Origin of the sequence: Saccharomonospora glauca K62, from assembly GCF_000243395.2 — a bacterium.
GTDB lineage: Bacteria > Actinomycetota > Actinomycetes > Mycobacteriales > Pseudonocardiaceae > Saccharomonospora > Saccharomonospora glauca.
The window spans coordinates 2570469-2596136 of record NZ_CM001484.1; the positions used below are offsets into that span (position 1 = coordinate 2570469).

At 70.4% G+C, this 25668-nt stretch carries 22 protein-coding genes; 9 read left to right on the top strand and 13 right to left on the bottom strand.

The window, feature by feature from the left end:
- Positions 1–2 precede the first annotated feature (2 nt).
- Entirely contained in the window at positions 3–473 is a 471-nt protein-coding gene (locus tag SACGLDRAFT_RS12000) for an RICIN domain-containing protein (protein ID WP_005464924.1), read from the top strand.
- Between the two features lie 218 nt (positions 474–691).
- Complete coding sequence (locus tag SACGLDRAFT_RS12005) at positions 692–2314, top strand: ABC-F family ATP-binding cassette domain-containing protein (protein WP_005464926.1); 1623 nt, start codon at positions 692–694, stop codon at positions 2312–2314.
- A gap of 9 nt (positions 2315–2323) precedes the next feature.
- On the opposite strand, the gene mshC is transcribed toward SACGLDRAFT_RS12005, so the two are convergent.
- Positions 2324–3562 (bottom strand): cysteine--1-D-myo-inosityl 2-amino-2-deoxy-alpha-D-glucopyranoside ligase, encoded by a 1239-nt coding sequence (gene mshC, locus SACGLDRAFT_RS12010; RefSeq protein ID WP_005464928.1) that lies wholly within the window; start codon positions 3560–3562, stop codon positions 2324–2326.
- A 27-nt stretch (positions 3563–3589) separates the two neighbouring features.
- Complete coding sequence (locus SACGLDRAFT_RS12015) at positions 3590–4180, bottom strand: TetR/AcrR family transcriptional regulator (RefSeq protein WP_040919924.1); 591 nt, start codon at positions 4178–4180, stop codon at positions 3590–3592.
- 58 nt (positions 4181–4238) lie between these two features.
- On the opposite strand from SACGLDRAFT_RS12015, the gene SACGLDRAFT_RS12020 reads away from it, so the two are divergent.
- Together SACGLDRAFT_RS12020 and SACGLDRAFT_RS12025 are read left to right on the top strand one after the other, a co-directional pair.
- The gene (locus SACGLDRAFT_RS12020) at positions 4239–5585 is read left to right on the top strand and encodes a cytochrome P450 (protein ID WP_005464934.1); all 1347 of its coding nucleotides are present in this window, start codon (positions 4239–4241) and stop codon (positions 5583–5585) included.
- A 117-nt stretch (positions 5586–5702) separates the two neighbouring features.
- Positions 5703–6914, top strand: coding sequence for a S8 family serine peptidase (locus tag SACGLDRAFT_RS12025; protein ID WP_005464937.1), 1212 nt, complete (start codon positions 5703–5705; stop codon positions 6912–6914).
- 186 nt (positions 6915–7100) lie between these two features.
- Here SACGLDRAFT_RS12025 and SACGLDRAFT_RS12030 read toward each other — a convergent pair whose 3' ends face one another.
- The 4 genes from SACGLDRAFT_RS12030 to SACGLDRAFT_RS12045 all read right to left on the bottom strand — a co-directional run bounded on the left by SACGLDRAFT_RS12030 (position 7101) and on the right by SACGLDRAFT_RS12045 (position 12534).
- Entirely contained in the window at positions 7101–7817 is a 717-nt protein-coding gene (locus SACGLDRAFT_RS12030; protein WP_005464938.1) for a Clp protease N-terminal domain-containing protein, read from the bottom strand.
- A 22-nt stretch (positions 7818–7839) separates the two neighbouring features.
- The gene (locus SACGLDRAFT_RS12035) at positions 7840–8748 is read right to left on the bottom strand and encodes an MFS transporter (protein ID WP_005464939.1); all 909 of its coding nucleotides are present in this window, start codon (positions 8746–8748) and stop codon (positions 7840–7842) included.
- Positions 8749–9134: 386 nt separating this feature from the next.
- A complete protein-coding gene (locus SACGLDRAFT_RS12040) occupies positions 9135–11096 on the bottom strand; it encodes a vWA domain-containing protein (protein ID WP_005464940.1) in 1962 nt (653 codons plus the stop codon).
- Between the two features lie 16 nt (positions 11097–11112).
- Positions 11113–12534 carry an ATP-binding protein gene (locus SACGLDRAFT_RS12045; protein ID WP_005464941.1) on the bottom strand — a complete coding sequence of 474 codons (1422 nt, stop codon included), beginning with the start codon at positions 12532–12534 and terminating at the stop codon, positions 11113–11115.
- A gap of 67 nt (positions 12535–12601) precedes the next feature.
- Between SACGLDRAFT_RS12045 and SACGLDRAFT_RS12050 the strand changes: the two genes are divergently transcribed.
- Positions 12602–13411, top strand: a complete 810-nt coding sequence (locus SACGLDRAFT_RS12050; protein ID WP_005464943.1) for a hypothetical protein — start codon at positions 12602–12604, stop codon at positions 13409–13411.
- Between the two features lie 68 nt (positions 13412–13479).
- On the opposite strand, the gene SACGLDRAFT_RS12055 is transcribed toward SACGLDRAFT_RS12050, so the two are convergent.
- The 3 genes from SACGLDRAFT_RS12055 to fabG form a co-directional block, all read right to left on the bottom strand.
- Entirely contained in the window at positions 13480–14538 is a 1059-nt protein-coding gene (locus SACGLDRAFT_RS12055; RefSeq protein ID WP_005464944.1) for a ferrochelatase, read from the bottom strand.
- A gap of 163 nt (positions 14539–14701) precedes the next feature.
- On the bottom strand, positions 14702–15469 hold the full coding sequence (fabI, locus tag SACGLDRAFT_RS12060; protein WP_005464945.1) for an enoyl-ACP reductase FabI: 768 nt from the start codon (positions 15467–15469) through the stop codon (positions 14702–14704).
- A gap of 52 nt (positions 15470–15521) precedes the next feature.
- On the bottom strand, positions 15522–16226 hold the full coding sequence (gene fabG, locus SACGLDRAFT_RS12065) for a beta-ketoacyl-ACP reductase (protein WP_005464946.1): 705 nt from the start codon (positions 16224–16226) through the stop codon (positions 15522–15524).
- Between the two features lie 126 nt (positions 16227–16352).
- Between fabG and SACGLDRAFT_RS12070 the strand changes: the two genes are divergently transcribed.
- Positions 16353–16829, top strand: a complete 477-nt coding sequence (locus SACGLDRAFT_RS12070) for a tRNA (cytidine(34)-2'-O)-methyltransferase (RefSeq protein WP_040919926.1) — start codon at positions 16353–16355, stop codon at positions 16827–16829.
- A 19-nt stretch (positions 16830–16848) separates the two neighbouring features.
- Here SACGLDRAFT_RS12070 and SACGLDRAFT_RS12075 read toward each other — a convergent pair whose 3' ends face one another.
- From SACGLDRAFT_RS12075 to mobA, 4 genes are all read right to left on the bottom strand, one after another.
- Positions 16849–17829 carry a VWA domain-containing protein gene (locus tag SACGLDRAFT_RS12075; RefSeq protein ID WP_005464948.1) on the bottom strand — a complete coding sequence of 327 codons (981 nt, stop codon included), beginning with the start codon at positions 17827–17829 and terminating at the stop codon, positions 16849–16851.
- Positions 17826–18773 (bottom strand): DUF58 domain-containing protein, encoded by a 948-nt coding sequence (locus SACGLDRAFT_RS12080; protein ID WP_005464949.1) that lies wholly within the window; start codon positions 18771–18773, stop codon positions 17826–17828. The genes SACGLDRAFT_RS12075 and SACGLDRAFT_RS12080 overlap by 4 nt, the downstream gene beginning before the upstream one ends.
- A 9-nt stretch (positions 18774–18782) precedes the next feature.
- Complete coding sequence (locus tag SACGLDRAFT_RS12085) at positions 18783–19820, bottom strand: AAA family ATPase (RefSeq protein WP_005464951.1); 1038 nt, start codon at positions 19818–19820, stop codon at positions 18783–18785.
- 129 nt (positions 19821–19949) lie between these two features.
- The gene (gene mobA, locus SACGLDRAFT_RS12090) at positions 19950–20525 is read right to left on the bottom strand and encodes a molybdenum cofactor guanylyltransferase (RefSeq protein ID WP_040918991.1); all 576 of its coding nucleotides are present in this window, start codon (positions 20523–20525) and stop codon (positions 19950–19952) included.
- 215 nt (positions 20526–20740) lie between these two features.
- Here mobA and SACGLDRAFT_RS12095 point away from each other — a divergent pair, with 215 nt between their 5' ends.
- From SACGLDRAFT_RS12095 to SACGLDRAFT_RS12105, 3 genes are all read left to right on the top strand, one after another.
- Positions 20741–21223 (top strand): hypothetical protein, encoded by a 483-nt coding sequence (locus SACGLDRAFT_RS12095; RefSeq protein ID WP_005464954.1) that lies wholly within the window; start codon positions 20741–20743, stop codon positions 21221–21223.
- Complete coding sequence (locus tag SACGLDRAFT_RS12100) at positions 21220–22632, top strand: flagellar basal body-associated FliL family protein (RefSeq protein WP_005464956.1); 1413 nt, start codon at positions 21220–21222, stop codon at positions 22630–22632. Before SACGLDRAFT_RS12095 ends, SACGLDRAFT_RS12100 begins: the two co-directional genes overlap by 4 nt.
- Positions 22633–22824: 192 nt before the next feature.
- Positions 22825–25650 carry an aconitate hydratase gene (locus SACGLDRAFT_RS12105; RefSeq protein ID WP_005464958.1) on the top strand — a complete coding sequence of 942 codons (2826 nt, stop codon included), beginning with the start codon at positions 22825–22827 and terminating at the stop codon, positions 25648–25650.
- Positions 25651–25668 lie beyond the last annotated feature (18 nt).

The following is a 25668-nucleotide window of genomic DNA, read 5'->3' on the forward strand; positions in this document are numbered from 1 at the left end:
CAATGAGAAGAAGACTGGCGTCCCTCGTCGCGGCCCTGGCGGTGCTGTTCGGCATCGGAGTTCCCGCCGCTCCCGCCGCCGCCCAGAACGCACCGTACGACGTTCTGGAGAACCAAGCCCTGCGCACGATGTGCATCGACGACAGCATCGCGTACGGCTTGCGGCTGTTCAGCTGCAACGGGATGGACTACCAGAAGTGGTACATCGACGCCTCTTGGCCCAACCCGTACACTCCGACCTTCTTCCAGAACGTCGCCACCGAGCGCTGCCTCGACGACAGTGTCTACGGCCTTCGGGCGTTCCCCTGCAACGGGGGAGTCTGGCAGATCTGGAGCCCCCACCGCTGGAACGACGGCACGTGGCAGTTCCAGAACCAAGCCACCGGTCGGTGTCTGACCACCGATCACAACGGTTTCCTGACCACCAACACCTGCAGTTCGAGCGAGTGGGAGAGCTGGTACCGCTACTCCTGAGTCACCGCCCGGTGTAGGTGCCGGACCCGGCGTGTCGTCCGTCGAGGGAGGAACTCTCGGCGGACGACACGCCCGTTTCGCCGAGAAAAGCGGTGGCGAAGGCTTTCCGTCGGCCGCTACACTCGGCCTCGCCATGAAGAACTGACACCGAGTCCGCACCCGCGTCCGAGGACCTACCCGGCGGGTGATTCCCTTCTCCCACGGACCGGTGGTCGACCATGTCTTCCTCTCTTTCCCTGCGTGTCCACGACCTGTCGTTCTCCTACCCCGACCGTGTCGTCTTCGACGGCCTGAACCTCACCTTCGGAGCGGGAAGTCGTGTCGGTCTGGTCGGCGAGAACGGCGTGGGCAAGTCGACGTTGCTGCGGTTGCTGGCCCGGCGGGAACGACCGCGAGCCGGCCGGGTGGAAGGCGGCGGGGACATCGGATTTTTGCACCAGGAGCTGCCGTTTCCGGACACCGCACGGCTGTCGGACGTCGTCGACGACGCGCTCGCCGAGATCCGACGGGTCCTCGCCGAGCTCGACGTACTCGGTCAACGGCTGCACGACCGTCCCGACGACTCGGAGGCACTCGACGCCTACGGTCGGGCGCTCGAATGGGCCCTGGCACACCAGGCCTGGGACGCCGACCGGCGTGCCGAACTCGTCTGTGACGGACTGGGGTTGTCCGACATCGACCGCGACCGCCCGATCTCCACGCTGTCGGGAGGGCAACGCTGTCGGCTCGCCCTCGCGGCGCTGCTGATCCGCTCCCCCGAGACCCTGCTGCTCGACGAGCCGACGAACCACCTCGACGACGACGCCCTGGACTTCGTGCAGGAACACCTGTCCGCCACCTCCGGCATCGTCGTGCTCTCCTCGCACGACCGCGTGTTCCTCGACGCGGTGTGCACGGACATCGTGGACCTCGACCCGGCTCCGGGCGGTCCCACACGATACGGGGGCGCATACTCCGAGTACCTGGCGCACAAGCGGGCCGAACGCGCACGCTGGGAGCAACGCTACGCCGAGGAGCGGAAACGGCTGGACCAACTCCGTCACGCGGTGCGCGTGACCGCCCGCCGAGTCGCGTCGGGCGGAGCACCACGGGACAACGCGAAGATGGCCTACGACTACTCCGGCGGACGCGTGCAAAAGCAGATCTCCCGACGGGTCAGGGCCGCCCGGCAGCAGTTGTCCGAATTGGAACGGAATCGGGTGCGCAAGCCACCGGCTCCCCTGAGATTCGCGGCCGTCCTCACCGACGAGGTCGGTGACGAACCCCGGAGAGCCCTCGCGGTGCGCGACGCGGCGGTGGCCGGTCGGCTGCGGCCGGTTCCCGCCCTGGACGTCCACATCGGCGGAGAGTCGGCCACCCGGCTGCTCGTCACCGGTGGCAACGGCGCGGGCAAGTCCACTCTGCTGTCGCTGCTGGCGGGACGGCTCACCCCGAGCAGGGGCACGGTCGAACGCGCCCAAGGCGTCCGGGTGGGACTGCTGGAGCAGGACGTGCGCTTCGCCGATCCGAAACGCACGCCCCAGCAGCTCTACGACGCCGCGATCCGTGGCCGATCGGCCCCTTCGCTGACGTCGTTGGGTCTGGTCGCACCGCGGGAGCTGAACCGCCCGGTGGGAACGCTGTCCGTGGGACAACGGCGTCGGGTGGCGCTCGCCCTCCTGATCGCCCGGCCGCCCCACGTGCTGTTGCTGGACGAACCCACCAACCACATCTCCCTCACGCTCACCGAGGAGCTGTGCGAAGCCCTCGACACCACGCCCGGAGCGGTGGTGCTCGCCTCGCACGACCGGTGGTTGCGTCGCCGGTGGGACGGCGCCGAGCTGGCGCTTCCCTCGGCGTGAGGCGGGCGGCTACAGCACCACGCCGAGCAGCGAGTCGACGGCGGAACGCACCAGCGCGGGCGCCGACTCGTCCGCCCCTCCGTGCCGCAACGCCTCGTCGGCCCACGCGTCGACGGCGGCCAGCGCCTTCGGGGTGTCGAGGTCGTCGGTCAGGTGATCGCGCAGTCGGTCGATCGTGGCCTCGGCACCGGGACCGGAGTCCGACGACACCGCCTCCCGCCACCGTGCCAGCCGTGCCTCGGCCCGTGCCAGCAGCTCGTCGGTCCAGGAGCGGTCGGAGCGGTAGTGGCCCTCGAACAGCGCCAGGCGGATGGCCGAGGGATCGACCCCGTCGGCCCGCAACCGCGAGACGAAGACGAGGTTGCCCTTCGACTTCGACATCTTCTCGCCGTCGAGACCGATCATCCCGGCGTGCACGTAGTGGCGTGCGAACGGGTGCTCCCCCACGAGCGCCTCGGCGTGGGCGGCGCTGAACTCGTGGTGCGGGAAGATGAGGTCCGATCCTCCACCCTGCACGTCGAAACCCATGCCGAGACGGTTGAGGGCGATGGCGCTGCACTCGATGTGCCATCCGGGTCGGCCCCGTCCGAGGCTCGACTCCCACGACGGCTCCCCCGGCCGTGCGGCACGCCACAACAGCGCGTCGAGCGGGTCGCGCTTGCCGGACCGGTCGGGGTCCCCGCCCCGCTCGGGGAAGAGCGCGCGCATGGTGTCCTCGTCGTAGCGGGACTCGTAGCCGAACCGGCCCGTGTACGAGCGGTCGAAGTACACGTCGGGGTACTCCGGGTCGTCGACCCGGTACGCCGCACCACTGGCGAGCAGCTTCTCGACCGCCTCGACGATCTCGGGGATGCTCTCGACCGCGCCGACGAAGTCGTGCGGGGGCAGCACCCGCAGGGCCTCCATGTCCTCCCGGTACAGCGCCGTCTCCCGCAGCGCGAGCACGACCCAGTCGTCGGAGTCACGTTCGGCCCGCTCCAGCAGCGGGTCGTCGATGTCGGTGACGTTCTGCACGTAGTGCACTTCGTGCCCGGCGTCCAGCCAGAGCCGGTGGATCAAATCGAACGCCAGATAGGTCGCGGCGTGGCCCATGTGGGTGGCGTCGTAGGGCGTGATGCCGCAGACGTACATCCGGGCGGTACGGCCCGGTGCGGTGGGCCGGAGCTGACCGGTTGCCGTGTCGTAGAGCCTGAGCGGACGGGGGGTTCCGGGTACACGGGGTACGGCGACCGAGGACCAAGTCTGCATAGCTTCAACCCTATGCGCGCTCGTTCGTCACCGTTCCGTGTGGTGAGCAGGACCCCAGACGCGCTCCACTCCCCGCCGTAGCTCGTCGGCGGCGGGAACGCCCTCCGGGTCGAGCACCCACTGCACGGCGAAGCCGTCGCACACGGCCATGACGAAACCGGCGAGCGCCCTCACCTGAGGGTCGTCGGGGGTGGTGCCGTCGCCGAGCGACTCCGCGACGAGCTCGGCGACCCGTTCCCGGCAGCGGCGGTACTGCCGCGCGAACTGCTCCCGTAGGGCGGGAGCTCGCTCGGCCTGGGCCAGTGCCTCCAGGTAGGACACGACGAGTTCGCGCTGAGCCGCCACGCCATCGAGCATCGCCGACCACGCCGAGAAACCGCGTTCCGCGGGAGTGGCGGCGGGGTCGGCCATCGCCACGCGAGCGAGCTGCTCCGTCCACTCCTCGATCGCCTCGCCGATGGCCGCGTTGAGCAGCCCTTCCTTGGAACCGAAGTGGTAACCGATGGAGGCCAGGTTGGTGCCCGACTCGGCCACGAGGTCCCGAGCCGTGATGCGCGCGTACCCCTTGGTACGCAGCAACCGCCGCGCGGCGGCGAGCAGGTCTTGCCGATGGCCCACGTCGCGAGCGTACGACACGCCCCTGGACACCGGATCTATACGGGCGTATAAAACCGCCATGGCGACCGACCTCACATCTCCCGTCCTGCGCCTCGACGACCTCACGGCCACCCGCGAACCTCCCGGCCCCCGCCTGCCCGTGGCAGTCCAGACCGCGCTGTTCGGCATGTTCCGGCAGTACTGGCTCCCGTGGCTGCGTCGCCGGTACGGCAGCATCGTCCGCCTGCGCATCTATCCCGAGCGGTCGGTCGTCGTCCTGTCCGACCTCGACCACATCCGCGCCGTGTTCGCGGGCCCCGCCTCCGTGTTCCACGCGGGCGAGGGCAACGCCATCCTCAAACCGGCGATGGGCGAGCATTCCGTCCTGCTCACCGACGAGGATGTCCATCTTCGGGCACGCAAGCTGCTGATGCCCGCGTTCAACGGAGCCTCGCTGCGCGGGTATCGCGACATGATCACCGAACTGGCCGAGGCGGAGGTGCGACGCTGGCCCGCGAATCGCCCGTTCTCCTCGCACACGCGCATGCAGGCGCTGACGTTGGAGGTGATCCTCCGCGTCGTGTTCGGCGTCGCCGAGGGCCCCCGGCTCGACGAGCTGCGCCACCTGCTGCGGCGGGTCGTCGACGTCGGCCCCATCGAGTTGATCGGCTGGCACAACCCACGCCTGCAGCGCGTGGGACCGTGGCGGGCCTACGCCTCCACCCAACGGCGGGTCGACCAGCTCCTGTACGCGGAGATCGCCGACCGACGACGGGCCACCGACCTCGACCGGCGTCGCGACGTGCTCTCCCGCCTGCTCACCGTCTCCACCGAGGGGGACGAACCGCCCCTGACCGACGCCGAGTTGCGCGACCAGCTCATCACCTTGCTGCTGGCGGGGCACGAGACCACGGCGACGGCATTGGCCTGGACGTTGCACGAGCTCGCCCGTGATCCCGTCGAACACGCGAAGGCCACCCGCGCCGCCGACGAGGGAGACGAGAAGTACCTCGAAGCCGTCGTCAAGGAGGCCATGCGCCTGCACCCGGTGGTCTCCGAGGTGGCTCGCAGGCTCACTCGGGACGTCCAGATCGGTGACGTGCGGATTCCGGCCGGACACACGGTGATGCCGTCCATCACGCTGGTCCACTCCGATCCCGAACACCACCCCGAGCCCCGGCGGTTCCGACCGGAACGGTTCCTCGGGGGCGGGCCCGCGAGTGGCACGTGGTTCCCGTTCGGCGGTGGGGTCCGGCGGTGTCTCGGCGCGGGATTCTCCCTGCTCGAAGCGGTCGTCATGCTGCGAGCGGTGCTGACACGGCACCACGTCACGACGGATCGTCCGCGCCCGGAGCCTCCCAAGCCCCGCAACGTCACGATGATTCCCGCGCGTGGCGCGCGGATCATCGCCATGCCACGGGGTTGATACGGAAAGTGACAAGTCAACCCACATAGCGTAACGACATAGTGACGTTCCCCACATAGGCTGGGCGGAAAGGGGCCCACACGGGCATCGAGGTCCGCCGAGAGAAAGGGGCGCGTCATGACCGCGACGAACACCACCGGCGACGGTGGCACGGAGACCGGCCGGTACCTCGTGCTGTTGCAGGAGAACTCCGCCGCGGCGGCGTTGCGCACGATGGCGCGGGTGGCGGGAGTCCGAGCGGCCAGCACGGCCGACCTCACCAGTTTCCGTACGGCCGACGCGTTGAGCGGGGCCGACGGGCTGTTGCTGCACGACCTGGGGGTAGCGGTGATCACGGCGGCGCGCGACCAGGCCGACGCGCTGGCGCGCGCCACCGCCGAACACGGACCACTGGCGCGGGTGGAACCGGAACGCCTGGTGAGGGCCTACTCCGCCCCACCGGTGGAGCCCGGCGAGAGCGGCGAGGACACCGATCTCGCCGAGGCGACACTGACCTGGGGCCTGCGGGCCGTCGGGGCCGAGGAGAGCACGGCCACCGGCGCCGGAGTCCGGGTGGCGGTGCTCGACACGGGGTTCACCGTCGACCACCCGGACTTCGCCGACCGAGAGGTCGAGGCACGGTCCTTCGTGGACGGTGAGGACGTCGCCGACGGGCACGGACACGGCACCCACTGCATCGGCACGGCGTGTGGGCCGCGCGCCCCCTCGGAAGGTCCCGGATACGGCGTGGCCCCCGAGGCGGAGATCTACGCGGGCAAGGTGTTGAGCAACGCGGGCACCGGCACCGACGGCGACATCCTGTCCGGGATCGCGTGGGCGGTCAGCAACGGCTGCGCGGTGGTGTCCCTGTCCCTGGGGGCGCCCACCCGGCCCGGCGAGACGCACTCGGAGACCTTCGAGGAGGTCGCCCGGCGCGCCATGAACCGGGGCACGTTAATCGTGGCCGCGGCGGGGAACGAAAGTGATCGAGCGGGAGGGGTCGTGGCTCCGGTGAGCCATCCGGCGAACTGCCCGTCGATCCTCTCCGTGGGAGCCGTCGACGCCTCGATGGCGGTGGCCAACTTCTCGTGCGGCACGGTCGATCCGGAACGTGCCATCGACGTCGTCGCCCCCGGCGTGAACGTCCATTCCAGCTGGACGCTGCCCGAGAAGTACAACTCGATCAGCGGAACCAGCATGGCGACGCCGCACGTGGCGGGTGTCGCGGCGCTGCTCGCCGAGAAGTACGGCGCCCGTGCCTGGGAACTCTGGGCCCGGCTGGGCCAGTCGGCGCGCCGCCTGCCGCTCCCGTCCACCGACGTGGGCTCGGGCCTGGTCCAAGCCCCCTAAACACCGTGTCCGCAGATCCCGTACACGTGTCCGCAGATCCCGTACACGTGTCCGCAGATCCCGTACACGTGTCCGCAGATCCCGTACACGTGTCCGCGGCCTGCGGCGCGGACACGTGTACACCAGGTGCGAACACCCGTACGTGGACTGCGGACACGCGTGCACAATCTGAGGACACGCCGGTCTTCAGTTGGCGGCCGTTATGGCTTCCAGGTGGGAGACGACGACCCGCTCGACCGTCTCCCTGTCGAGGCCGAGTCCGGAAAGCGGGCCGCTGCCCGCCTCCTCCTCCAACAGCGCCAACAGGATGTGCTCGGTACCCACGTAGTTGTGTCCCAGCCGCAGGGCCTGTCGCAACGTCAGCTCCAGGACCTTGCGAGCGTCCCGGTCGTACGGAATAAGGTCCGGGACCTCATCCTGCCGCTCCGGCAGTACCGCGACCAACGCCTCGCGCATGTCGTCGAGGGCCACCCCCTGCCCCTCGATGACGGCGATCGCCAGCGACCTCGGCTCGCTGAGCAGCCCGAGCGCGAGATGAACCGGCGCGATCACGGGGTTGCCCGCGGCCCGAGCCTCCTCCTGAGCCGCCATGACCACGTTCTCCGCGCGAGGAGTGAAGCGCCGGAACCCCTCGGAGGGGTCGAACGTCGAGGAGTCGCCCTTCGGGACGAACCGTTTCTGCGCCGCCTGCTTGCTCACGCCCATGCTCTTGCCGATGTCGGTCCAGGATGCCCCCGACCGGCGCGCCTGGTCGACGAAGTGGCCAATGAGGTGATCCGCCACCTCCCCGAGATGCTCGGCCAGCAACACGGCATCCGCTAGCTGTTCGAGCACGTCGGTGCGCGTCTTCTTGATCGCGTTGATGAGGTCGTCGAGCTTGATGGTGACTGGAGTTTCCGCCATGCGTCAACGTTAGGTTGACGACTCATCGTTTGTCAACCAATGGTTGACGTTCGCTCGATGGATTGCCGCGCCAGGACGAACAGCCCCAACGCCGCCACCGCCGCCACCACGGGAAGCTGGGCCAGGCCATCGACGCCGAGCACGCCCCCACCCGCCGCGACGCCGAGATACGTGCCCGACGGGTTGAGCGCGAGCGCCTGGGTGGCGACCGGACCGCCAACAAGTGCAGACGTGCCTGCACCGCGGGGGAGTTCCAGAAAGCCGCGCCACCCCACACCACCACCGGCAGCAACATCCCGAGGGAGACCGGGCGCCACGGCCACAGGGTGAGCAACGCCGCCACGCCGGCGACCAGCGTCCGATCCGGACCCCATCGATTGGTCGCCGCGCCTCCCGCCCAGATCCCGAGCATTCCCGCGACCCCCGACACCGCGAAGAGCACGCCGCGCTCCCCCGGTCCGGCATCCGCCAACGCCCCGACGTACGGCGCGAGATAGGTCAGCACCATCATCGAGCCGAGCATGAGGACGAGGTTCGCGGCGAGCCCGAGGGACACCGCCGGCCGCGCTAGGATGGCGAGTTGTCGCCGCACCGGCAACGCCTCCCGCACGCCCGTGCCACACGGAAGCACGAGCAGGACCGCCGCCCCGAAAGCCACTCCCGCCACGGCCATGAGAGCGAACGTGGCTCGCCACCCGAACGCTCCACCGATCCACGTGCCCACGGGCACGCCCACCGCGATCGTGCCCGTCACCCCGAACACCACCACCGCGACGTACCGGCCCACGCGTTCGGGCGGCGCGAGGGACGCCGCCGTGCTGAACAACACCGGTGTCGCTGCGGCGGCCGCCGAAGCGGCGAGTACCCGGAGCACCAGCAGCACCGGATATGCCGGAGCCAACGCGGCCAGCACGTTGGCGGCCGTGAACACCGTCGCCGCCGCACCCAGCAGGCACCCGCGCGGCGCCGATCGCGATGACCGGTGAGGCGATCGCGACGGTCAACGAGAAAGCCGTCACCAACTGCCCCGCCGTCGCGGTGCTCACACCGAGGCCGTCGGCGATCTCCGGAATGATGCCCGCGATGACGTAGTCGTCCGTGTAGAACACAAGCGCGCCCGCGCCCAGAACGAGAAGCCAACCCGGCACGCCGTGCACTTTGGGAACGCCACCGAAGAACCGCACCCGCATTTCACGGTCGTACCCGTATCGGGGCCACCGCCGACACAGCGGATGCGGACACGCGTGCACCGGATGCGGACACGCGTACGAGAAGTGCGGACACGCGTACGTAGGCTGCGGACACGCCGGTTGTGGGTCAGCGCGCTCGGCGGTGGCGGAGATAGTCGCCCACGACCGCCGCTCCGAGGCCGTCGGGGTCGGAGGCCACGACTCGGCCCCCGGCCCGGCGGGCCAGCAGGTCCACGAACGCCTCCAACCTCGGCTCGTCACCCAGGCGGAACACGGTGAACGCCGCCCCCAGCTTGGCGATCCGGTCCACCTCGGACAGTGTCTTGCCCAGTGTGCGCGGGCTGGGCGGGTAGTCGAACTCGGCCACGCCGTCGGATTCGAGATGCGCCGTCGGCTCCCCGTCCGTGACCATCAACACCACGGGCGTGGCATCGGGGTGCCGTCTGAGGTGACGCTCGGCGAGCAGCAACGCGTGGTGGGCGTTGGTGCCCTGTTCCCAGGTGCCCTCCAGACCCACGAGCTCCTCGATCCGCACCGACTGGGCGTAGCGGCCGAACGTCACGACCTCCAGCGCGTCCCCGCGGAACCGGGTCGAGATCAGATGATGCAGTGCCAGCGCCATGCGCTTCATGGGAAGCCAGCGGCCCTCGGTCACCATCGACCACGACGTGTCCACGCACAGCGCCACCGCGGCTCGGGCACGGTGCTCGGTCTCGACGACCTCCACGTCGGACACGTCGAGCCGCACACGTCCGGAGCCGTCGGCCGCCGCCGTGCGCAGCACCGCGTTGCGCACCGTCTGGGGAACGGCCCAGGGCTCGCTGTCGCCGAACTCCCACGGCCGGGTGGCCCCGGTGGGTTCCCCCGCCGCACCCGCCGACGCGGTGTCGCGCCGACCGGTACGGGTGCGCAGGGAACGGACGACGTCGGCGAGCGCGGTCTCCCCGAGCCTGCGCAACGCCCTCGGGGTGAGCCGGAGGGCCCCGTCGGGGGTTCGTTCGACGATGCCCTGCCGTCGTAGTTCGCGTTCCAGCTCGGCGAGTCGGCGCGCGTCGACGACGGCGTCGGGGCCGAGTTGCCGCTGCAACGCGTCGAGGTCGATGTCCTCCAGGCTGGCTCCGGGATAGCCCTGGGAAAGCTGTTCGGCCAACGCGTCCAGTTCGGAAAGATCGGTCATCGCCCGAACGCCGTCGGCCAGACCCAGTGGGTCGTCGCCGCGGAAGCGGGCGGACGAGGTCCAGTCCTGCCCCGGCCGCAGGGCGCGGAGCTGGTCGTCGAGCTGGGAGAGTTGTTGGGCGATACGGGGGTCCCCGAACGCCTGCCGGGACAGCTCCGCCAGTTCCCCCCGCTGTTCCGGCGTCATCGAGTTCAGCATCCGCTGCGCCGCCGCGGCTCGGGCGGCGAGCACGTCGATCAGCTCGTCGATGTCGCGGGGGTTTTCCGGGAAGAACTCGCCGTGTCTGCGCATGAACTCGGCGAACCGCTGCTCCACGTCGCCGAAGGACTGCGCGTGCGCGGCGAGCAACGCGTTCAGATCGGCCAACATGCGGTTGATCCGCTCCACGTCCCGTGGAGTCGTCGACCGCAGCACCTCGGCCATCCCCTCGAACCGCGACCGCAGCAACTGCTGTCCCAAAAGCTCGCGGATGCGTTCGTAGGCTTGCCGCCCGGTCTCGGTGGCCCACTGGTAGTCGGCGAGTTCACTCACGGCGGCGGCCGTACCGGTGGGCAGGGCGTCGAGCCGGGCTCGGCGGAATCGGGCCTCGTCGGTGTCCTCGGCGAGCGCGGCGCGCCGTTCGGCCGCCACGGCCTCGTCGAGCAGACGCCGCACCTCCTGCAGCGTGCCGTCGAGCCGGTGCCTGCGCTGGATCTCCGAGCGGCGCTGCCACAGGCGTCGCGTCAGCTCGTCCAGGCCAGGGGTGGACCGGGTGCCCCGCCGAAGCAGCTCGTCGAGCGCCGATCGCGGGGACGCGCCCGCCATGACCTCCTCGCCGATCTCGTCGATCGCCTCGCGCAGGTCGATCGGCGGGGCGAGGGGGTCGGGCCCGCCGTGGTAGGGACCGTACGAATAGGACTCGGGAAGGGTCATGCCCCACTCCCTTCGATCAGGGGCCGTAGACCGTGGTGGTGCCGTCGGCGTCCTTGGCGAGGCGGCGGGCCAGGTACAACGACTCCAGGGCAAGTTCGACGGCGGACGCGATGCGGGGAGCGGGCTCGTCGGCCGACACGCCCGCGCGCTGTGCCACCTCGTGCAGGACCGGCAGCTCGGGCAGTGCCGCGAGGAGATCGGCCCCGGTCACCCGTTCACCGGTGGCCACGAGGTGTCCGTCGGCCACCGCGTCCGCGAGGGGCCGCAGGTTCAGGCCCGCGAAGAGTTCGCCGGCGGTCTCGGCGACCGCGCGGCGCAGCAGGTGGGTGAGGTGCTCGTTCTCCCGGCCCTCCTCACCCGGTTCGAACTCCACCTTGCCGCGCAGCACTCCGGGCACGGCCTCCAGGTCGATGGGCCGGGCCACGGCCGGGTTCTCGCCGGTGAGCGCGGAGCGCCGCAGGGCGGCGGCGGCCACCGTCTCGGCCGCGGCGACGGCGAACCGGGCCGACACTCCCGAACGCTGGTCCACCACGGTCGAGGCACGCAGGTTCCGCACGAACCTGGCCAACACCGACAGCAGCGGATCACCGACCTCGGCCACCAGGTGGGCCTCCTGCTTCACCACCTCCACCTCGGCGGCGACGTCGAGTGGGTAGTGGGTACGCACCTCGGCGCCGAACCGGTCCTTCAGCGGTGTGATGATCCGCCCCCGGTTCGTGTAGTCCTCGGGATTGGCGGTGGCGACCAGGAGCACGTCGAGCGGCAGCCGGAGCGTGTAGCCGCGGATCTGGATGTCGCGCTCCTCCATGACATTCAGCAGGGCGACCTGAATGCGCTCGGCGAGGTCGGGCAGCTCGTTCACGGCGACGATGCCCCGGTGGGCCCTGGGCACGAGCCCGTAGTGGATCGTCTCCGGGTCACCGAGACTGCGTCCCTCGGCGACCCGCACCGGGTCGACGTCGCCGATGAGGTCGCCGACGGAGGTGTCGGGGGTGGCGAGTTTTTCCGTGTAGCGCTCCGAGCGGTGCAGCCACGCCACCGGCAGGTCGTCACCGAGTTCGGCGGCGCGGCGCCGCGAGGCCGGGGTGATGGGCGCGAGCGGGTGCTCGGCCAGCTCGGCCCCCTCGATGACGGGCGTCCACTCGTCGAGCAGACCGGTGAGGGTGCGCAGCAGCCGGGTCTTCCCCTGTCCCCGCTCCCCGAGCAGGATCACGTCGTGCCCGGCCAGCAGCGCGCGTTCCAGCTGCGGCAGCACGGTGCGGGAGAAACCGACGATTCCCGGCCACGGGTTCTCCCCGGCTCGCAACGCGGCCACCAGATTGTCGTGGACCTCGGACTTCACGCTCCGGGGCCGATGTCCGGCGGCTCGCAGTTCCCCCACGGTGCGGGGCAGGTCGTCGGGAGGCTGGGGACGGAACTGAGTCTCCTGAGACGTCACAGCAACGACGCTACTGCTCACTTCGTCCCCCGTCGACAGGGACCGGATACCGGTAGGCTCGGACTTCGTGTGTTGTCCCAGTGCGACTCTCGCCGTGTGGTCCTCGGCCTGGCTGTCCGGTGCCGCCGCCCCCGACGACGTGCTCGACGCTCTCGGTGCGTGGGGTGAGGCTCACGAGGTGGTGGCCCACGACGAAGCCACCGCCGACGTGTTCGAGGTGCCCGTGAACGGCGAGGTCCCGGCCGCGCCCGCCCAACTGCTGAGTGCGTTGCGACGGCTCGGGGCCACCGACGGTCTGCTGGTGCTGCCCGTCGCGGGTGACGTGCGTGGTCTCGGTGCGGGCGGGCCGTTCGCCTCGGCCGCCCTCCGTGCGGGTGAGGCCCTCGTGTTCCCCGGTCTCGGCTTCGGAGTCGTTCCCCGGCACCTCGCGGAGGGGCTGTGGCGCTGGACGGTGTTCCCCTTGGCCAGTCACCCGATCTCGGGTACGCCAGCGCCCGAGTACGTGCCGCTCGGGGAGGCCGAGCACGGCCTGACGGAGGCAGTCCGCGAGAGCGCCGGCACGCTGCAGGCTCTCGACGTGGCACGCGACCGTCCCGGCGTGCGGGCGGAGTTGTCCGCGCGGCTGCGGTCCCGGCCGCGCCCGCACTGGCCGACCGGGATGCCGGGCCGGGCCCTGCGCGTGCTGCAGCGCGCCGAAGAGGTCGGGGCGATCCTGGAGCTGGCCAGGGCCGACGAACCGGGCGGTGCGGTCTCGGCGTCGGCAGCGGCGCGCAGAAGCGAGGCCCTGCGCCCGCTGGACGACGCGGTGCGGCGGGCCCGCTGCGCCGCCGTGAACGAGGCGGTGCGCCTGCTCGCCCGCACGTCCGAGAACTCCTAGGGCACGGCGGGCCCGCTCACCCGAGCATCACGAAACCCACACCGCCGACTCCGTCGCGGAGGCCGGGACTACGCGTTCCCCGCCGGGGCCGCCGCGGGGCGCTTGAGGGGCTCGCAGCAGCGGGTCGCGCAGGGCGCACCGTTGGCGGTGTCCCCGCCCGTGACGAGCGTGGACAGCTTGCGGACCGGCGCGTTCTCGGTCTGCTCGCGGATCAGCTCGACGACGAGTTGCGCGAACCTCGGGTCGGCGTTGGGCGTCGCGGAACGCGCGAATCGCATGCCGAGCTCGGCGGCCTTGTCGGCGGCCTCGTTGTCGAGGTCCCAGATCACTTCGAGATGGTCGGAGACGAACCCGATCGGGCAGCACACCACCGAGCGCACGCCCTTGCCGTGCAACGCCTCGATATGGTCCACGATGTCCGGCTCCAGCCACGGCACCTGCGGGGGACCGGACCGCGACTGCCACACGACGTCGTAGGTCTCGGCGCCCACCCGCTCGGCCACCAGCCGCGAGGCCTCGGCGACCTGGCGGGAGTAGCGGTTGCCGCCCTCCTCGGGCGGTCCGGAGGCGGCGTCGGCCGCCGTGGGCACCGAGTGCGCCGTGAAGACCAGTCGCGCTTCGGGGTCGCCCACCTGCTCGTACGCCGCTCGGACGGCGTCGGCGACGGCCTCGACGAACAGCGGGTGGTCGAAGAACTGACGCAGCTTCACCAACTGCGGGGCCTTCCGGCCGACCGCGGCGCGCGCCCGCAGGATGTCCTCGTCGTACTGCCGGCACGCCGAATAGCCGCCGTAGGCGCTGGTGGCGAACACGAGAGCACGCTTGACACCGTCCTCGGCCATCCGCTCCACGGTGTCCTCCACCATGGGGTGCCAGTTGCGGTTGCCGAAGTAGACGGGCAGCTCAATCCCCTGCGCGGCCAGCTCCCGCTCGACCGCCGCGATGGCGTCGCGGTTCAACTGGTTGATCGGGGACACCCCGCCGAAGTGGTGGTAGTGCTCGGCGACTTCGGCGAGCCTCTCCGGCGGCACGCCCCGGCCTCGGGTGACGTTCTCCAGAAACGGCATGACGTCGTCCGGCCCCTCGGGTCCGCCGAACGACAGCCACAGCAACGCGTCGTAGTTCACGCGCCCATCCTCCCGCCGCCGTTCGGCCGCCGCAGAGCGGGGTGGGCCGGTCGCGACGCCCGTCTCATCCGGTTTGCCCTCCGCTCGCCCGTCGGCACCACGAGCACATGAGGGAGGTCGCCGGGCGGCTCGTGGCGCGGTGAGCCGCCCGGCGATCGAAAGGTCACTCCCCCAGGGCGTGCACTCCGCCGTCGACCCACACCATCGACCCCGTGGTGGCGGGCAGCCAGTCCGACAGCAGCGCGCAGATGCTCTTCGCGACCGGGGTGGGGTCGGAGGTGTCCCACCCGAGCGGAGCCCGGTCGCCCCAGCTTTCCTCCAGCTCGCTGAATCCGGGGATGGACTTGGCGGCCATCGTCTTCACCGGACCCGCCGCGACCAGGTTCACACGGATGCCCCGCGGGCCGAGGTCGCGGGCCAGGTAACGGTTGACCGATTCCAGTGCCGCCTTCGCCACGCCCATCCAGTTGTAGGCGGGCCAGGCGACACGGGCGTCGAAGTCCATGCCCACGATCGAGCTGCCCCGACCCAGCAACGGAAGCACGGCGGCGGCGAGCGCCTTGTACGAGTACGCCGAGATCTCCACCGCGGTGGCGACGTCCGCGGCGGGAGCGTCCATGAACGGCGCACCCAGGCAGCTCGGCGGCGCGTACGCGATCGAGTGCAGGACCCCGTCGAGCCCGTCGACGTGCTCCCGCACACGGTCGGCCAGCGTGTCCAGGTGCTCGGAGTTCCGGACATCGAGCTCCAACACGGGCGCGGGCTCGGGCAGGCGCTTGGCGATGCGCTCGACCAGCGACATTCGCCCGAAACCGGTGAGTACCACCTGCGCGCCCTGTTCCTGCGCCACCTTCGCGGCGTGGAACGCGATCGACGCGTCGGTGATCACGCCCGTGATGAGCAGGCGCTTACCTTCGAGCAGTCCGGACACAGTCGTCCTCCAGTTCCGGGGGTTCGGGTGGGTGGGAAAGGCGGGGAATTCTTCAGTGGCCCATGCCGAGGCCGCCGTCCACGGGCAGCACGGCCCCGTTGACGTAGGCGGCCTCGTCGGAGGCGAGGAACCGCACGACGTGCGCCACGTCGGCGGGGTCGCCGTAGCGGCCGGCCGGGATCTGCTTCAGGGCGGCGGCCCGCTGCTCCTCGGTCAGTTCGTTCGTCATGTCGGTGACGATGAAGCCGGGAGCCACGACGTTGGCCGTGATGTTGCGGGAGCCGAGTTCACGGGTCAGCGAGCGGGCGAGCCCCACGAGCCCGGCTTTGCTGGCGGCGTAGTTCACCTGACCCGCGCCCCCGGACAGGCCGATGACCGAGGAGATGAACACGAACCGTCCCCACCGGGCGCGCAGCATGCCGCGCGACGCCCGCTTGGCCACGCGGTAGGCGCCGGTCAGGTTGGTGTCGAGCACGCGGGTGAACTGCTCCTCGCTCATGCGCATCAGGAGCGTGTCGTCGTTGATGCCGGCGTTGGACACCAGCACCTCGACCGGGCCCTGGTGCTCCTCGATCTGCTTGAACGCGGTGTCCAGCTGCTCGGCGTCGGTGACGTCGGCCTTCACGCCGAACAGCCCTTCCGGAGCGCCGGAACCGCGGTGGGTCACCGCCACTCGATGGCCCGCCTCGGCGAGCTCTTGTGCGATCGCCAGGCCGATGCCGCGATTGCCGCCCGTGACCAGAACGGACCGTCCCACGTGTCACTCCTCGTACCGCGTTGCGTGTTCCTGCAGCGCCGAGGTTATCCGTTCGCCTTCGGCCGCGCCGAGGCAGGGACCGTGACCCCGTGTGTCCCGGAAAACGTGGCGCGAGAGAATCGCCTCGTGTTCCGGATCGTGTTCTTCCATCCCGAGATCCCAGGCAACACCGGCAATGCGATCCGGCTGGCGGCCAACACCGGCTGCGAACTGCACCTGATCGAACCGCTCGGGTTCTCGATGGAGGACCGCTACCTCCGGCGCGCGGGGCTGGACTACCACGACCTGGCGCACGTGCGGGTCCACCGCGACCTCGACGCCGCGTGGCGGGCCCTGGACCCGGTGCACGTCTACGCGTTCACGACGCGGGCGCGGCGTTCCCACACCGACGTCTCCTACGCCGAGGGCGACGTGTTGCTGTTCGGGCCCGAGTCGGTGGGCCTGCCCGACGAGGTCGTGGCCGACGCGCGGATCACCGAACGGGTCCGCGTGCCGATGTTGCCCACCTCGCGGTCGTTGAACCTCACCAACACGGCCTCGATCGCCGTGTACGAGGCATGGCGGCAGCACGACTTCCGCGGTTGTGGGCCCTTCGCCGGATAGTCGGCTCCCCCTTCCTCGGCTACGGCAGTCGCTGTCCGATGAGCAACGAGCTGACGGCCGCTCCGATCAGGACGATGGTGCCGAGCGCGACCCACGGCCTGCTGGCGTCGACCTCCTTGATCTCGTACCCGATCTGCTCGCCGAGGTCGTCGTAGACCTTCTTGAGTTCCTCGGCGGTGGCGGCCTTGTAGAAGTCGCCGCCGGACAGGCGGGCGATCTCCCGCATGGACGCGTCGTCGACCTCGACGGGCACCTGCTTGCCCTCGATGTCCACGCTGCCGTACGACGTGCCGAACGAAATCGTGGTCACGGGGATGTTCTTCTGCTTCGCCACCCCGGCGGCGGTGAAGGCTCCCCTCGGCGCGTACTCGTCCTGGGGGACGGTCTGTTTGCCGTCGGTCATCAGCACGATGCGCGCGGGAGGAGGTCCCTCCGCCCCGCCCACCACGGCGGAGAAGCTCTCGATCGCCTGGATCGCGGCGAAGATTCCCTCACCCGTGGCGGTGGACTGCGCGAGCTTGAGGTTCTCGATCGCGTGGATGACGCCCTCGCGTTCGGTGGTGGGTGCCACGAGGACGGTCGCCGTCCCGGCGAACGAGATGAGACCGAGGTTCACCCCCGGCGTGAGGTTCTGCGCGAACGAGCGAGCGGCGTCCTGCGCGGCCCGCAGCCGGGTCGGCTTGACGTCGGTGGCCTCCATCGACAGCGACACGTCGATCACCAGCATCACCGTGGCGCGGTTGCGGGGCACCTTCTCCTCGGCGGTGGGCCCCGCAAGCGCGAACGTCAACAACAGCAGCGACACCGCCAACAGCGCGGCGGGCACGTGCCGCACGCGTCCCTGGCTACGGGGCGCGACTCGTTCGAGCAGTTCCAGGTTGGTGAACCGCATGATGCGCTTGCGGCGCGAACGCAGCGCCAGCACGTAGCCCCCGACCAGCGCCGCGAGCACCAGTAGCAGCAGAAACCACCACGGCGCGGAGAATCCCGACACACTCATGAGGAAGCCCCCGACCACCCTCGTTTGCGGGCCACGACGAATCGGACCACGTCGGCGATCCAGTCGGAATCCGTGCGCAGCACCAGGTGTCCCGCCGCCGCCTGGCGGATCGCCCGCGCGACCTCGGCGCGATGAGCTTGCGCCGCGGCGGCGAACTCCTTGCGCAGCAACGCCGAGACGTGCACCTCGCGCTGCCGCCCCGTCTCCGGGTCGGCGAGCACCACCGAACCCACCTCGGGCAGGTCGACGTCGCGGGGGTCGAGCACCTCCACGGCCAGCAACTCGTGTCGCGTCGACAGCGCGCGCAGGGGACGTTCCCAGGTGACGGGGCCGAGGAAGTCGGACACGACGACCACGAGCCCCCGCCGACGCGGTGGCCTGCGTAGTTTGTCCACGAGCGCGGCGAGATCACCACGGGTGCCCTCCTCCGCGCGGGGCAGCGTCGCGACCCGGCGCACGAGGTCACGGGCGTGCCCCAGCCCGCCACGGGGCGGGATGCGCACCGTCTGCGTGCCGTTGGACAGCAAAGCGCCGATCCGGTTCCCCCCGCCGCCGGTCAGATGTGCCACGGCGGCGACGGCGCACACCACGAGATCGCGTTTCTCGCAGGCGGCCGTGCCGAAGTCCAGGCTCGGTGACAGGTCGGCGACCACCCACGTCTCCAGCTCGCGGTCGGCGACGGTCTCGCGGACATGCGGGGTGGTGGTCCGGGCGGTGACGGCCCAGTCCATCCGCCGCACGTCGTCCCCCGGCTGGTACGGCCGCGCCTCCCCCGGCTCCGATCCCGGACCGGGGACGAGTCCCAGGTGGTTGCCCTGCAAGAGGCCGTCGAGTCGCCGGCGCACGTCCAGTTCGAGGGTACGCAGCCCCGCCTCCAGTCGGTCCCCGCGCAGGATCGGAGGGGCCCAGGTGGGCCGGTCCCCGGCGTCGCTTCGCTCGGTCATCGCCGCCCGCTACCTACCGGGCACACCCGCCGCCACGGTGGGGCCCGTGCCCGGCCCTTGAGGCCGGGCCGACACCTGGGGCAACGGGACGGCCTGGAGCACGCGGTTGACGATGTGGTCCAGCGGCACCCCGTCGGCCAGCGCGTCGTAGGAGAGCACGAGCCGGTGCCGGAGCACGTCCGGCACGATGTCCACCACGTCCTGCGGAAGCACGTAGTCCCGACCGCGCACCAGGGCCAGCGCTCGGGCCCCGGAGATGATGCCCAGGCTCGCACGCGGCGAGGCACCGTAGGAGACCCAGCCCGCGACGTCCGCGAGGCCGTGTTCCCCCGGTTTGCGGGTGGCCAGCACCAGGCGCACGACGTAGTCCACGAGCGAGTGATGGACGAAGACCTTCGAGGCGGCGTCCTGGAGTCGGACGAGTTCGTCCGGGCTCAGGACCTGCTGAGGTTCCGGCGGCGTCACGCCCATCCGGTAGATGATCTCGCGTTCCTCCTCCGCCGTCGGATACTCGACGACGATCTTGAAGAGGAAGCGGTCACGTTGCGCCTCCGGCAGCGGGTAGACCCCTTCGTTCTCGATGGGGTTCTGGGTCGCCAGCACGAGGAACGGGTCGGGCATGGGGAAGGTCTCGCCGCCGATCGACACGTGGCGCTCGGCCATGACCTCCAGCATCGCCGACTGCACCTTGGCGGGCGCGCGGTTGATCTCGTCGGCAAGCACGAAGTTGGCCACCACCGGACCGAGTTCGACGTCGAACTTCTCACTCGACTGCCGGTAGATCCGGGTGCCCAGGATGTCGGCGGGCACGAGGTCGGGCGTGAACTGCACACGGGAGAAGGACCCGCCCACCACGCGGGCGAACGTCTCCACCGCGAGTGTCTTCGCGACACCGGGTACACCTTCGAGCAGCAAGTGCCCCTTGGCCAACAAGCCCACCAACATGCGCTCGACAAGCCGGTCCTGCCCGACGATGACGCGCTTCACCTCGAAGACGGTGCGTTCCAGCAACTGCGCGTCCCCCGCCGGGGTGCCGGGCTCGGTCACACCTAACCTCCTCGCTGGCGACCTGTGGTGCGTGCCCCGTGACCGTACCGGGTGCCGAAGCGTGGCTGATCACGACCATGCCGAGCCAAGCAAACACCTCCGCCGGTGTGACGGCTGTGAAGCTCACGGTCAGGGGCACAGGTCGTCCGGGCTGTCCACGTCACGAGCCTCGCCCGTGAGCGCAGGGACCTCCACAATGGACGACATTCCCAGGGTGCCACGTAACGAGGCGCCACGGGGATCGGTCGGCACGGCCGTGTCGAGCGAGTTTCTGCGCCACACCCCGATGAGCCACTGTCTCCGGCCGGTCGAGTCCACGAGCACGGCGCCGTCCGCCTCCCCGGCCGCGTCCAGTGCCGCCACCAGCCGAGAGATCGTGTCCGTCGTTACGCCCATCAGGTCGGCGGCGAGCACCGCGACGGTGTCGACGTGAGCGTCGAGCACGGCGAGCGCGGCGGCGAGCGCGGCCACCGGACCGGAGCCCGGCGGGTCCTCTCGTGTCCAGCGCACCCCCGGCACTCCCTCGCGCCGGGGGCCGACGACGATCACCGGATCGGTGTCCCGCAGCGCCGCGACCACCCGGTGCAGCAAGGGGATTCCTCCGACCCGGAGCATCACCTTGTCCCCGCCGCCCATCCGGCGCGCCGCTCCCCCGGCGAGCACGACTCCGGCCGGTCGGGGGCGCGCGGGGCGGGGATCGGTCACTGCCTCACCAACGGGGTCGCGGAACGGATCGTCCCAGCGTATCGCCGTGACGGCGGCGACGCGGCCGATCGACCCGCCCCGACGTCGCTACCATCACCACACTCCCGAGCCCCACGGCGACATTCGGTACGCCGCCCCGCTTCCGTGTCCGGTCCGCACACCCCGTCCTCGGGAGGAACATCCACGCACACCACGCGACAGGCGAGGAGGACGAGATGCGGTCACTACCTCGGGGGACGACGGCGAGCCGGGCGGTCGTCGGATGGAGCGCCCTCACCGCGACGGGACTCGTCGTAGCCGCCGTCGGCACGTTCCTGCCCTGGTTACGGTCGGGGCTCGTGAACCGGGACAGCTACGAGGCGGCCGCTGTGGTCGAACGCCTGTTCTCCCTCGGCTCCCTCGCGCACCTGGCGCTGCGCGCCTGGAACGGTGTCGTGGTCGCCACCGCCCTGTGCCTGGTGTTGCTCGTGCTCGGCCTGTGGCGCACCGCCGCCACCCTGGCGTCCGTGATCGGCGTCACAGTAGGAACCGTTTCGGCGCTGCTCACCGTCCAAGGCGTCGACGTGGCCGGCCTGGTCAGGGTCGCTTTCACGGGCCCGGCGACCTCGACGGTCGGCTCGCTCGTCGCGCTTTCCGGTGGGCTCGGACTGTTCCTCGCGGCTCACCGAACCACGACCACTCACGCTCGGGACGGGTGACACAAGTGAGTACGCCGGAATACGACCACCAACTCGGCCAGCAGGCCCCCCAGCATCCACAGCAGCCTCTCGGCGCCCCGCCCGGTACGGCGCCGTACGGGTATCCCGCGCCGGGGGCGGGATACGACGCGAATCAGCAGACGTTCCCCTTCCCCCAGCCTCAGCCGGGCAACGCGCCCGGTCCGCGGCCGCCACGGGGCAAGCGGGGACTCGTCGTGGGCCTGGTCATCGCCCTCGTCCTCGCCCTCGGCGGTGGCGCGACCTGGTGGGTGCTGTCCGAACGCGAGTCCGTGGCCTCGGGGGCGAACAGTCCCGAGGAAGCCGCGAGGGAACTGTTCACCGCGCTGGGCAACGGCGACCTGGTGGGGGTCGCCCAGTCCCTGGCTCCCGGCGAGGCCGCGGCGCTCGGCGATCTGCTCGCCGACAGCGCGGAGGAGCTCAAGCGGCTGGGCGTGCTGACCCCGGACGCCGATCTCTCCGCCTTCTCCGGCCTTCGTGTCACCGCCTCGAACCTCACGTTCGACGCCAAAAGCGCCGAACGAGTCAACGATCACGTGACCATCACGAAGCTGACCGGGGGCACGCTCACGCTCGACATGGACCTCACCACACTGCCGCTGGCCCGCGAGTACCTGGAGCCGATGCTCGCGGCCGCGGACGTCGAGGGCGTCACCACCGGAAGCCGGACTCTCGACATCGGCACGATCACGCGACTCTCCGGGCCCCTCCGTATCGCGACCGTGAACGTCGACGGCGCGTGGTACCCGAGCCTGCTCTACACGTTCACGGACAACCTCCTGAACGAGCTGCGGTTGTCGTGGCCGCGGACGTCGATCCCGGCGAACGGCGCCGACTCCCCCACCGAGGCTGTGCGGCAGACGCTGCAGGCCGCTCTCGACGCCGACCTGAACCGGGTGATCGAGCTGCTGCCGCCCGACGAGATGGCCGTGCTGCACGACGTGGGCCCGCTGCTGGTGGACATGCTCGCCACCGAGGGCGCGAGCCCCACGGGAGTGAAGGTGCTCGACCTGCGGACGGAGGACACCCCCGTCGCCAACGGCACCCTGGCGACCGTCACCGCGGTGGAGCTGGAGGTTCCCGGACAGGGGAACTTCTCCGTCGCCAAGGACGGCGACTGCTACACCGTCACCGCCGCCACCGGCGAGAGCCGACGCGTCTGCGGCGCCGAACTCGGCGAGATGATGGCCGAGAACTCGGACGGCACGACCCCGCCGGAGGTGACCGAGAAGATCGCCCGAACACTCGCCGGGAAGGGGCTCGGGGTGGTCACCACCCAGGTCGACGGCAAGCACTACGTCAGCCCGCTGCGGTCCCTGGGCCACCTCGGCCTGAGCCTCTACGGGCAACTGAGCCCGGAGGACTTCAAGGCGATGCTCGACTCCGAGTGATCGTGGGGACGACCACGGGCCCGGCACCCCACCCGGTGCCGGGCCCTTCGGCTATCCTGACCTTGAACAGAAAAAGGACAAGCGTACGGTTTAGTGGGCCGGGCTGAAGGGAAGCTCATCTCTGCGGGCGTGACGGGGGTGGGCGACACTCAGCCTGCTCCTACCCGAACAACCGCCGCCACTGGAGTGAACGTGACTGCACCCGCCAGCAAAAACAGCTTCGGCGCCCGCGACACGCTCCGGGTCGGTGACGCCTCGTACGAGGTGTTCCGCCTGGACAAGGTCGAGGGGTCGCAGCGCCTTCCGTACAGCCTGAAGATCCTGCTCGAAAACCTGCTGCGGACCGAGGACGGCGCCAACATCACCGCCGAGCACATCCGCGCGCTCGGCAACTGGGATCCCAAGGCGGACCCGTCCATCGAGATCCAGTTCACCCCCGCGCGCGTGGTGATGCAGGACTTCACCGGCGTTCCGTGTGTGGTGGACCTCGCCACGATGCGTGAAGCGGTCGCCGAGCTCGGCGGCGACCCCGACAAGGTGAACCCGCTCGCGCCCGCCGAGCTCGTGATCGACCACTCGGTCATCATCGACGTCTTCGGCCGCGCCGACGCCTTCGAGCGCAACGTCGAGATCGAGTACGAGCGCAACCGCGAGCGCTACCAGTTCCTGCGCTGGGGCCAGAACGCCTTCGAGGAGTTCAAGGTCGTTCCTCCGGGCACCGGCATCGTGCACCAGGTGAACATCGAGCACCTGGCGCGCACCGTGATGGCCAGGGGCGGCCAGGCCTACCCCGACACCTGCGTGGGTACCGACTCGCACACCACGATGGTCAACGGCCTCGGTGTGCTGGGCTGGGGCGTCGGTGGTATCGAGGCCGAGGCCGCCATGCTGGGCCAGCCGGTGTCGATGCTGATCCCGCGCGTCGTCGGCTTCAAGCTGACCGGCGAGATCCCCGCGGGTGCCACCGCCACCGACGTCGTGCTGACGATCACCGAGATGCTGCGCAAGCACGGTGTGGTGGGCAAGTTCGTCGAGTTCTACGGCGAGGGCGTGGGCGCCGTTCCGCTGGCCAACCGCGCCACGATCGGCAACATGAGCCCCGAGTTCGGCTCGACCGCCGCGATCTTCCCGATCGACGACGAGACCCTGCGCTACCTGAAGCTGACCGGCCGCTCGGAGGAGCAGCTCGCGCTCGTGGAGGCCTACGCCAAGGAGCAGGGCCTGTGGCACGACCCGAGCCGGGAGGCGGAGTACTCCGAGTACCTGGAGCTCGACCTGTCGACCGTGGTGCCGTCGATCGCCGGTCCGAAGCGCCCGCAGGACCGCATCGAGCTCAGCGCCGCCAAGCAGTCGTTCCGCGCCACCCTGCCCGACTACGTGGGCGACGCGTCCGGCGAGGAGACCACCTCGCTGGTCGACGAGGCCTCCGAGGAGTCGTTCCCCGCGAGCGACTCGCCGGGCTACATCGCCGACGGTGTCCAGGAGGACCGCGGCGGGGAGCCGGTGCACTCGGCGGCCAACGGCGCGAACGGTCGGCCCAGCAAGCCGGTGAAGGTGACCTCGGCCGACCGCGGCGAGTTCGTCCTCGACCACGGTGCCGTGGTGATCGCCTCGATCACCTCCTGCACCAACACCTCGAACCCGTCGGTGATGCTCGGCGCCGCGCTGCTCGCCCGCAACGCGGTGGAGAAGGGTCTGTCCACCAAGCCGTGGGTCAAGACCTCGATGGCACCGGGTTCGCAGGTCGTCACCGACTACTACGACAAGGCCGGTCTGTGGCCGTACCTGGAGAAGCTGGGCTTCCACCTGGTCGGTTACGGCTGCACCACCTGCATCGGTAACTCGGGTCCGCTGCCCGAGGAGGTCTCGGCCGCGGTGCAGGAGCACGACCTGTCGGTGGTCTCGGTGCTGTCGGGTAACCGCAACTTCGAGGGTCGCATCAACCCCGACGTCAAGATGAACTACCTGGCGTCGCCGCCGCTGGTCATCGCCTACGCGCTGGCCGGCACGATGGACTTCGACTTCGAGAACCAGCCGCTGGGTCAGGACCCGCAGGGCAACGACGTCTACCTGCGTGACATCTGGCCGTCGCCGCAGGAGATCCAGGCGACCATCGACTCGGCGATCACGCAGGAGATGTTCGCCAAGGACTACGCCGACGTGTTCGACGGCGGCGAGCGGTGGAAGTCCCTGCCCACCCCGGAGGGCAAGACGTTCTCGTGGGACCCCGAGTCCACCTACGTCCGCAAGCCCCCGTACTTCGAGGGCATGACCAAGGAGCCGGAGCCCGTCACCGACATCTCGGGCGCTCGCGTGCTGGCGAAGCTGGGCGACTCGGTGACCACCGACCACATCTCCCCGGCCGGTGCCATCAAGGCGGACTCCCCCGCGGGCCGCTACCTCACCGAGCACGGTGTCGACCGCAAGGACTTCAACTCCTACGGTTCGCGTCGCGGTAACCACGAGGTGATGATCCGCGGCACGTTCGCCAACATCCGCCTGCGCAACCAGTTGTTGGACGGTGTCCAGGGCGGCTACACGCGGGACTTCACCCAGCCCGGCGGCCCGCAGGCGTTCATCTACGACGCCGCGCAGAACTACGCCGCGCAGAACATCCCGCTGGTGGTGCTCGGCGGCAAGGAGTACGGTTCCGGTTCGTCGCGTGACTGGGCGGCCAAGGGCACGCGCCTGCTCGGCGTTCGCGCCGTGATCGCCGAGTCGTTTGAGCGCATCCACCGCTCGAACCTCATCGGCATGGGCGTGATCCCGCTGCAGTTCCCGGAGGGCGCCTCCGCGGACTCGCTGGGTCTCGACGGCACGGAGACCTACGACATCAGCGGCATCACCAAGCTCAACGAGGGCGAGACGCCGCGCACGGTGCACGTGACGGCCACCAAGGACGACGGCAGCAAGGTCGAGTTCGACGCGGTCGTGCGCATCGACACGCCGGGCGAGGCCGACTACTACCGCAACGGCGGCATCCTGCAGTACGTGCTGCGGAAGATGACGAACGCCTGAGTCGGCGACCGCCGTCCC

Bases quoted from the DNA above. Each gene is read 5' to 3' on its own strand.
- SACGLDRAFT_RS12040 (WP_005464940.1), bottom strand. From the start codon at position 11,096: ATGACCCTTCCCGAGTCCTATTCGTACGGTCCCTACCACGGCGGGCCC.
- SACGLDRAFT_RS12075 (WP_005464948.1), bottom strand. From the start codon at position 17,829: ATGAGTGTGTCGGGATTCTCCGCGCCGTGGTGGTTTCTGCTGCTACTG.
- SACGLDRAFT_RS12080 (WP_005464949.1), bottom strand. From the start codon at position 18,773: ATGACCGAGCGAAGCGACGCCGGGGACCGGCCCACCTGGGCCCCTCCG.
- mshC (WP_005464928.1), bottom strand. From the start codon at position 3,562: ATGCAGACTTGGTCCTCGGTCGCCGTACCCCGTGTACCCGGAACCCCC.
- SACGLDRAFT_RS12020 (WP_005464934.1), top strand. From the start codon at position 4,239: ATGGCGACCGACCTCACATCTCCCGTCCTGCGCCTCGACGACCTCACG.
- SACGLDRAFT_RS12005 (WP_005464926.1), top strand. From the start codon at position 692: ATGTCTTCCTCTCTTTCCCTGCGTGTCCACGACCTGTCGTTCTCCTAC.
- SACGLDRAFT_RS12000 (WP_005464924.1), top strand. From the start codon at position 3: ATGAGAAGAAGACTGGCGTCCCTCGTCGCGGCCCTGGCGGTGCTGTTC.
- SACGLDRAFT_RS12030 (WP_005464938.1), bottom strand. From the start codon at position 7,817: ATGGCGGAAACTCCAGTCACCATCAAGCTCGACGACCTCATCAACGCG.
- SACGLDRAFT_RS12095 (WP_005464954.1), top strand. From the start codon at position 20,741: ATGCGGTCACTACCTCGGGGGACGACGGCGAGCCGGGCGGTCGTCGGA.
- SACGLDRAFT_RS12025 (WP_005464937.1), top strand. From the start codon at position 5,703: ATGACCGCGACGAACACCACCGGCGACGGTGGCACGGAGACCGGCCGG.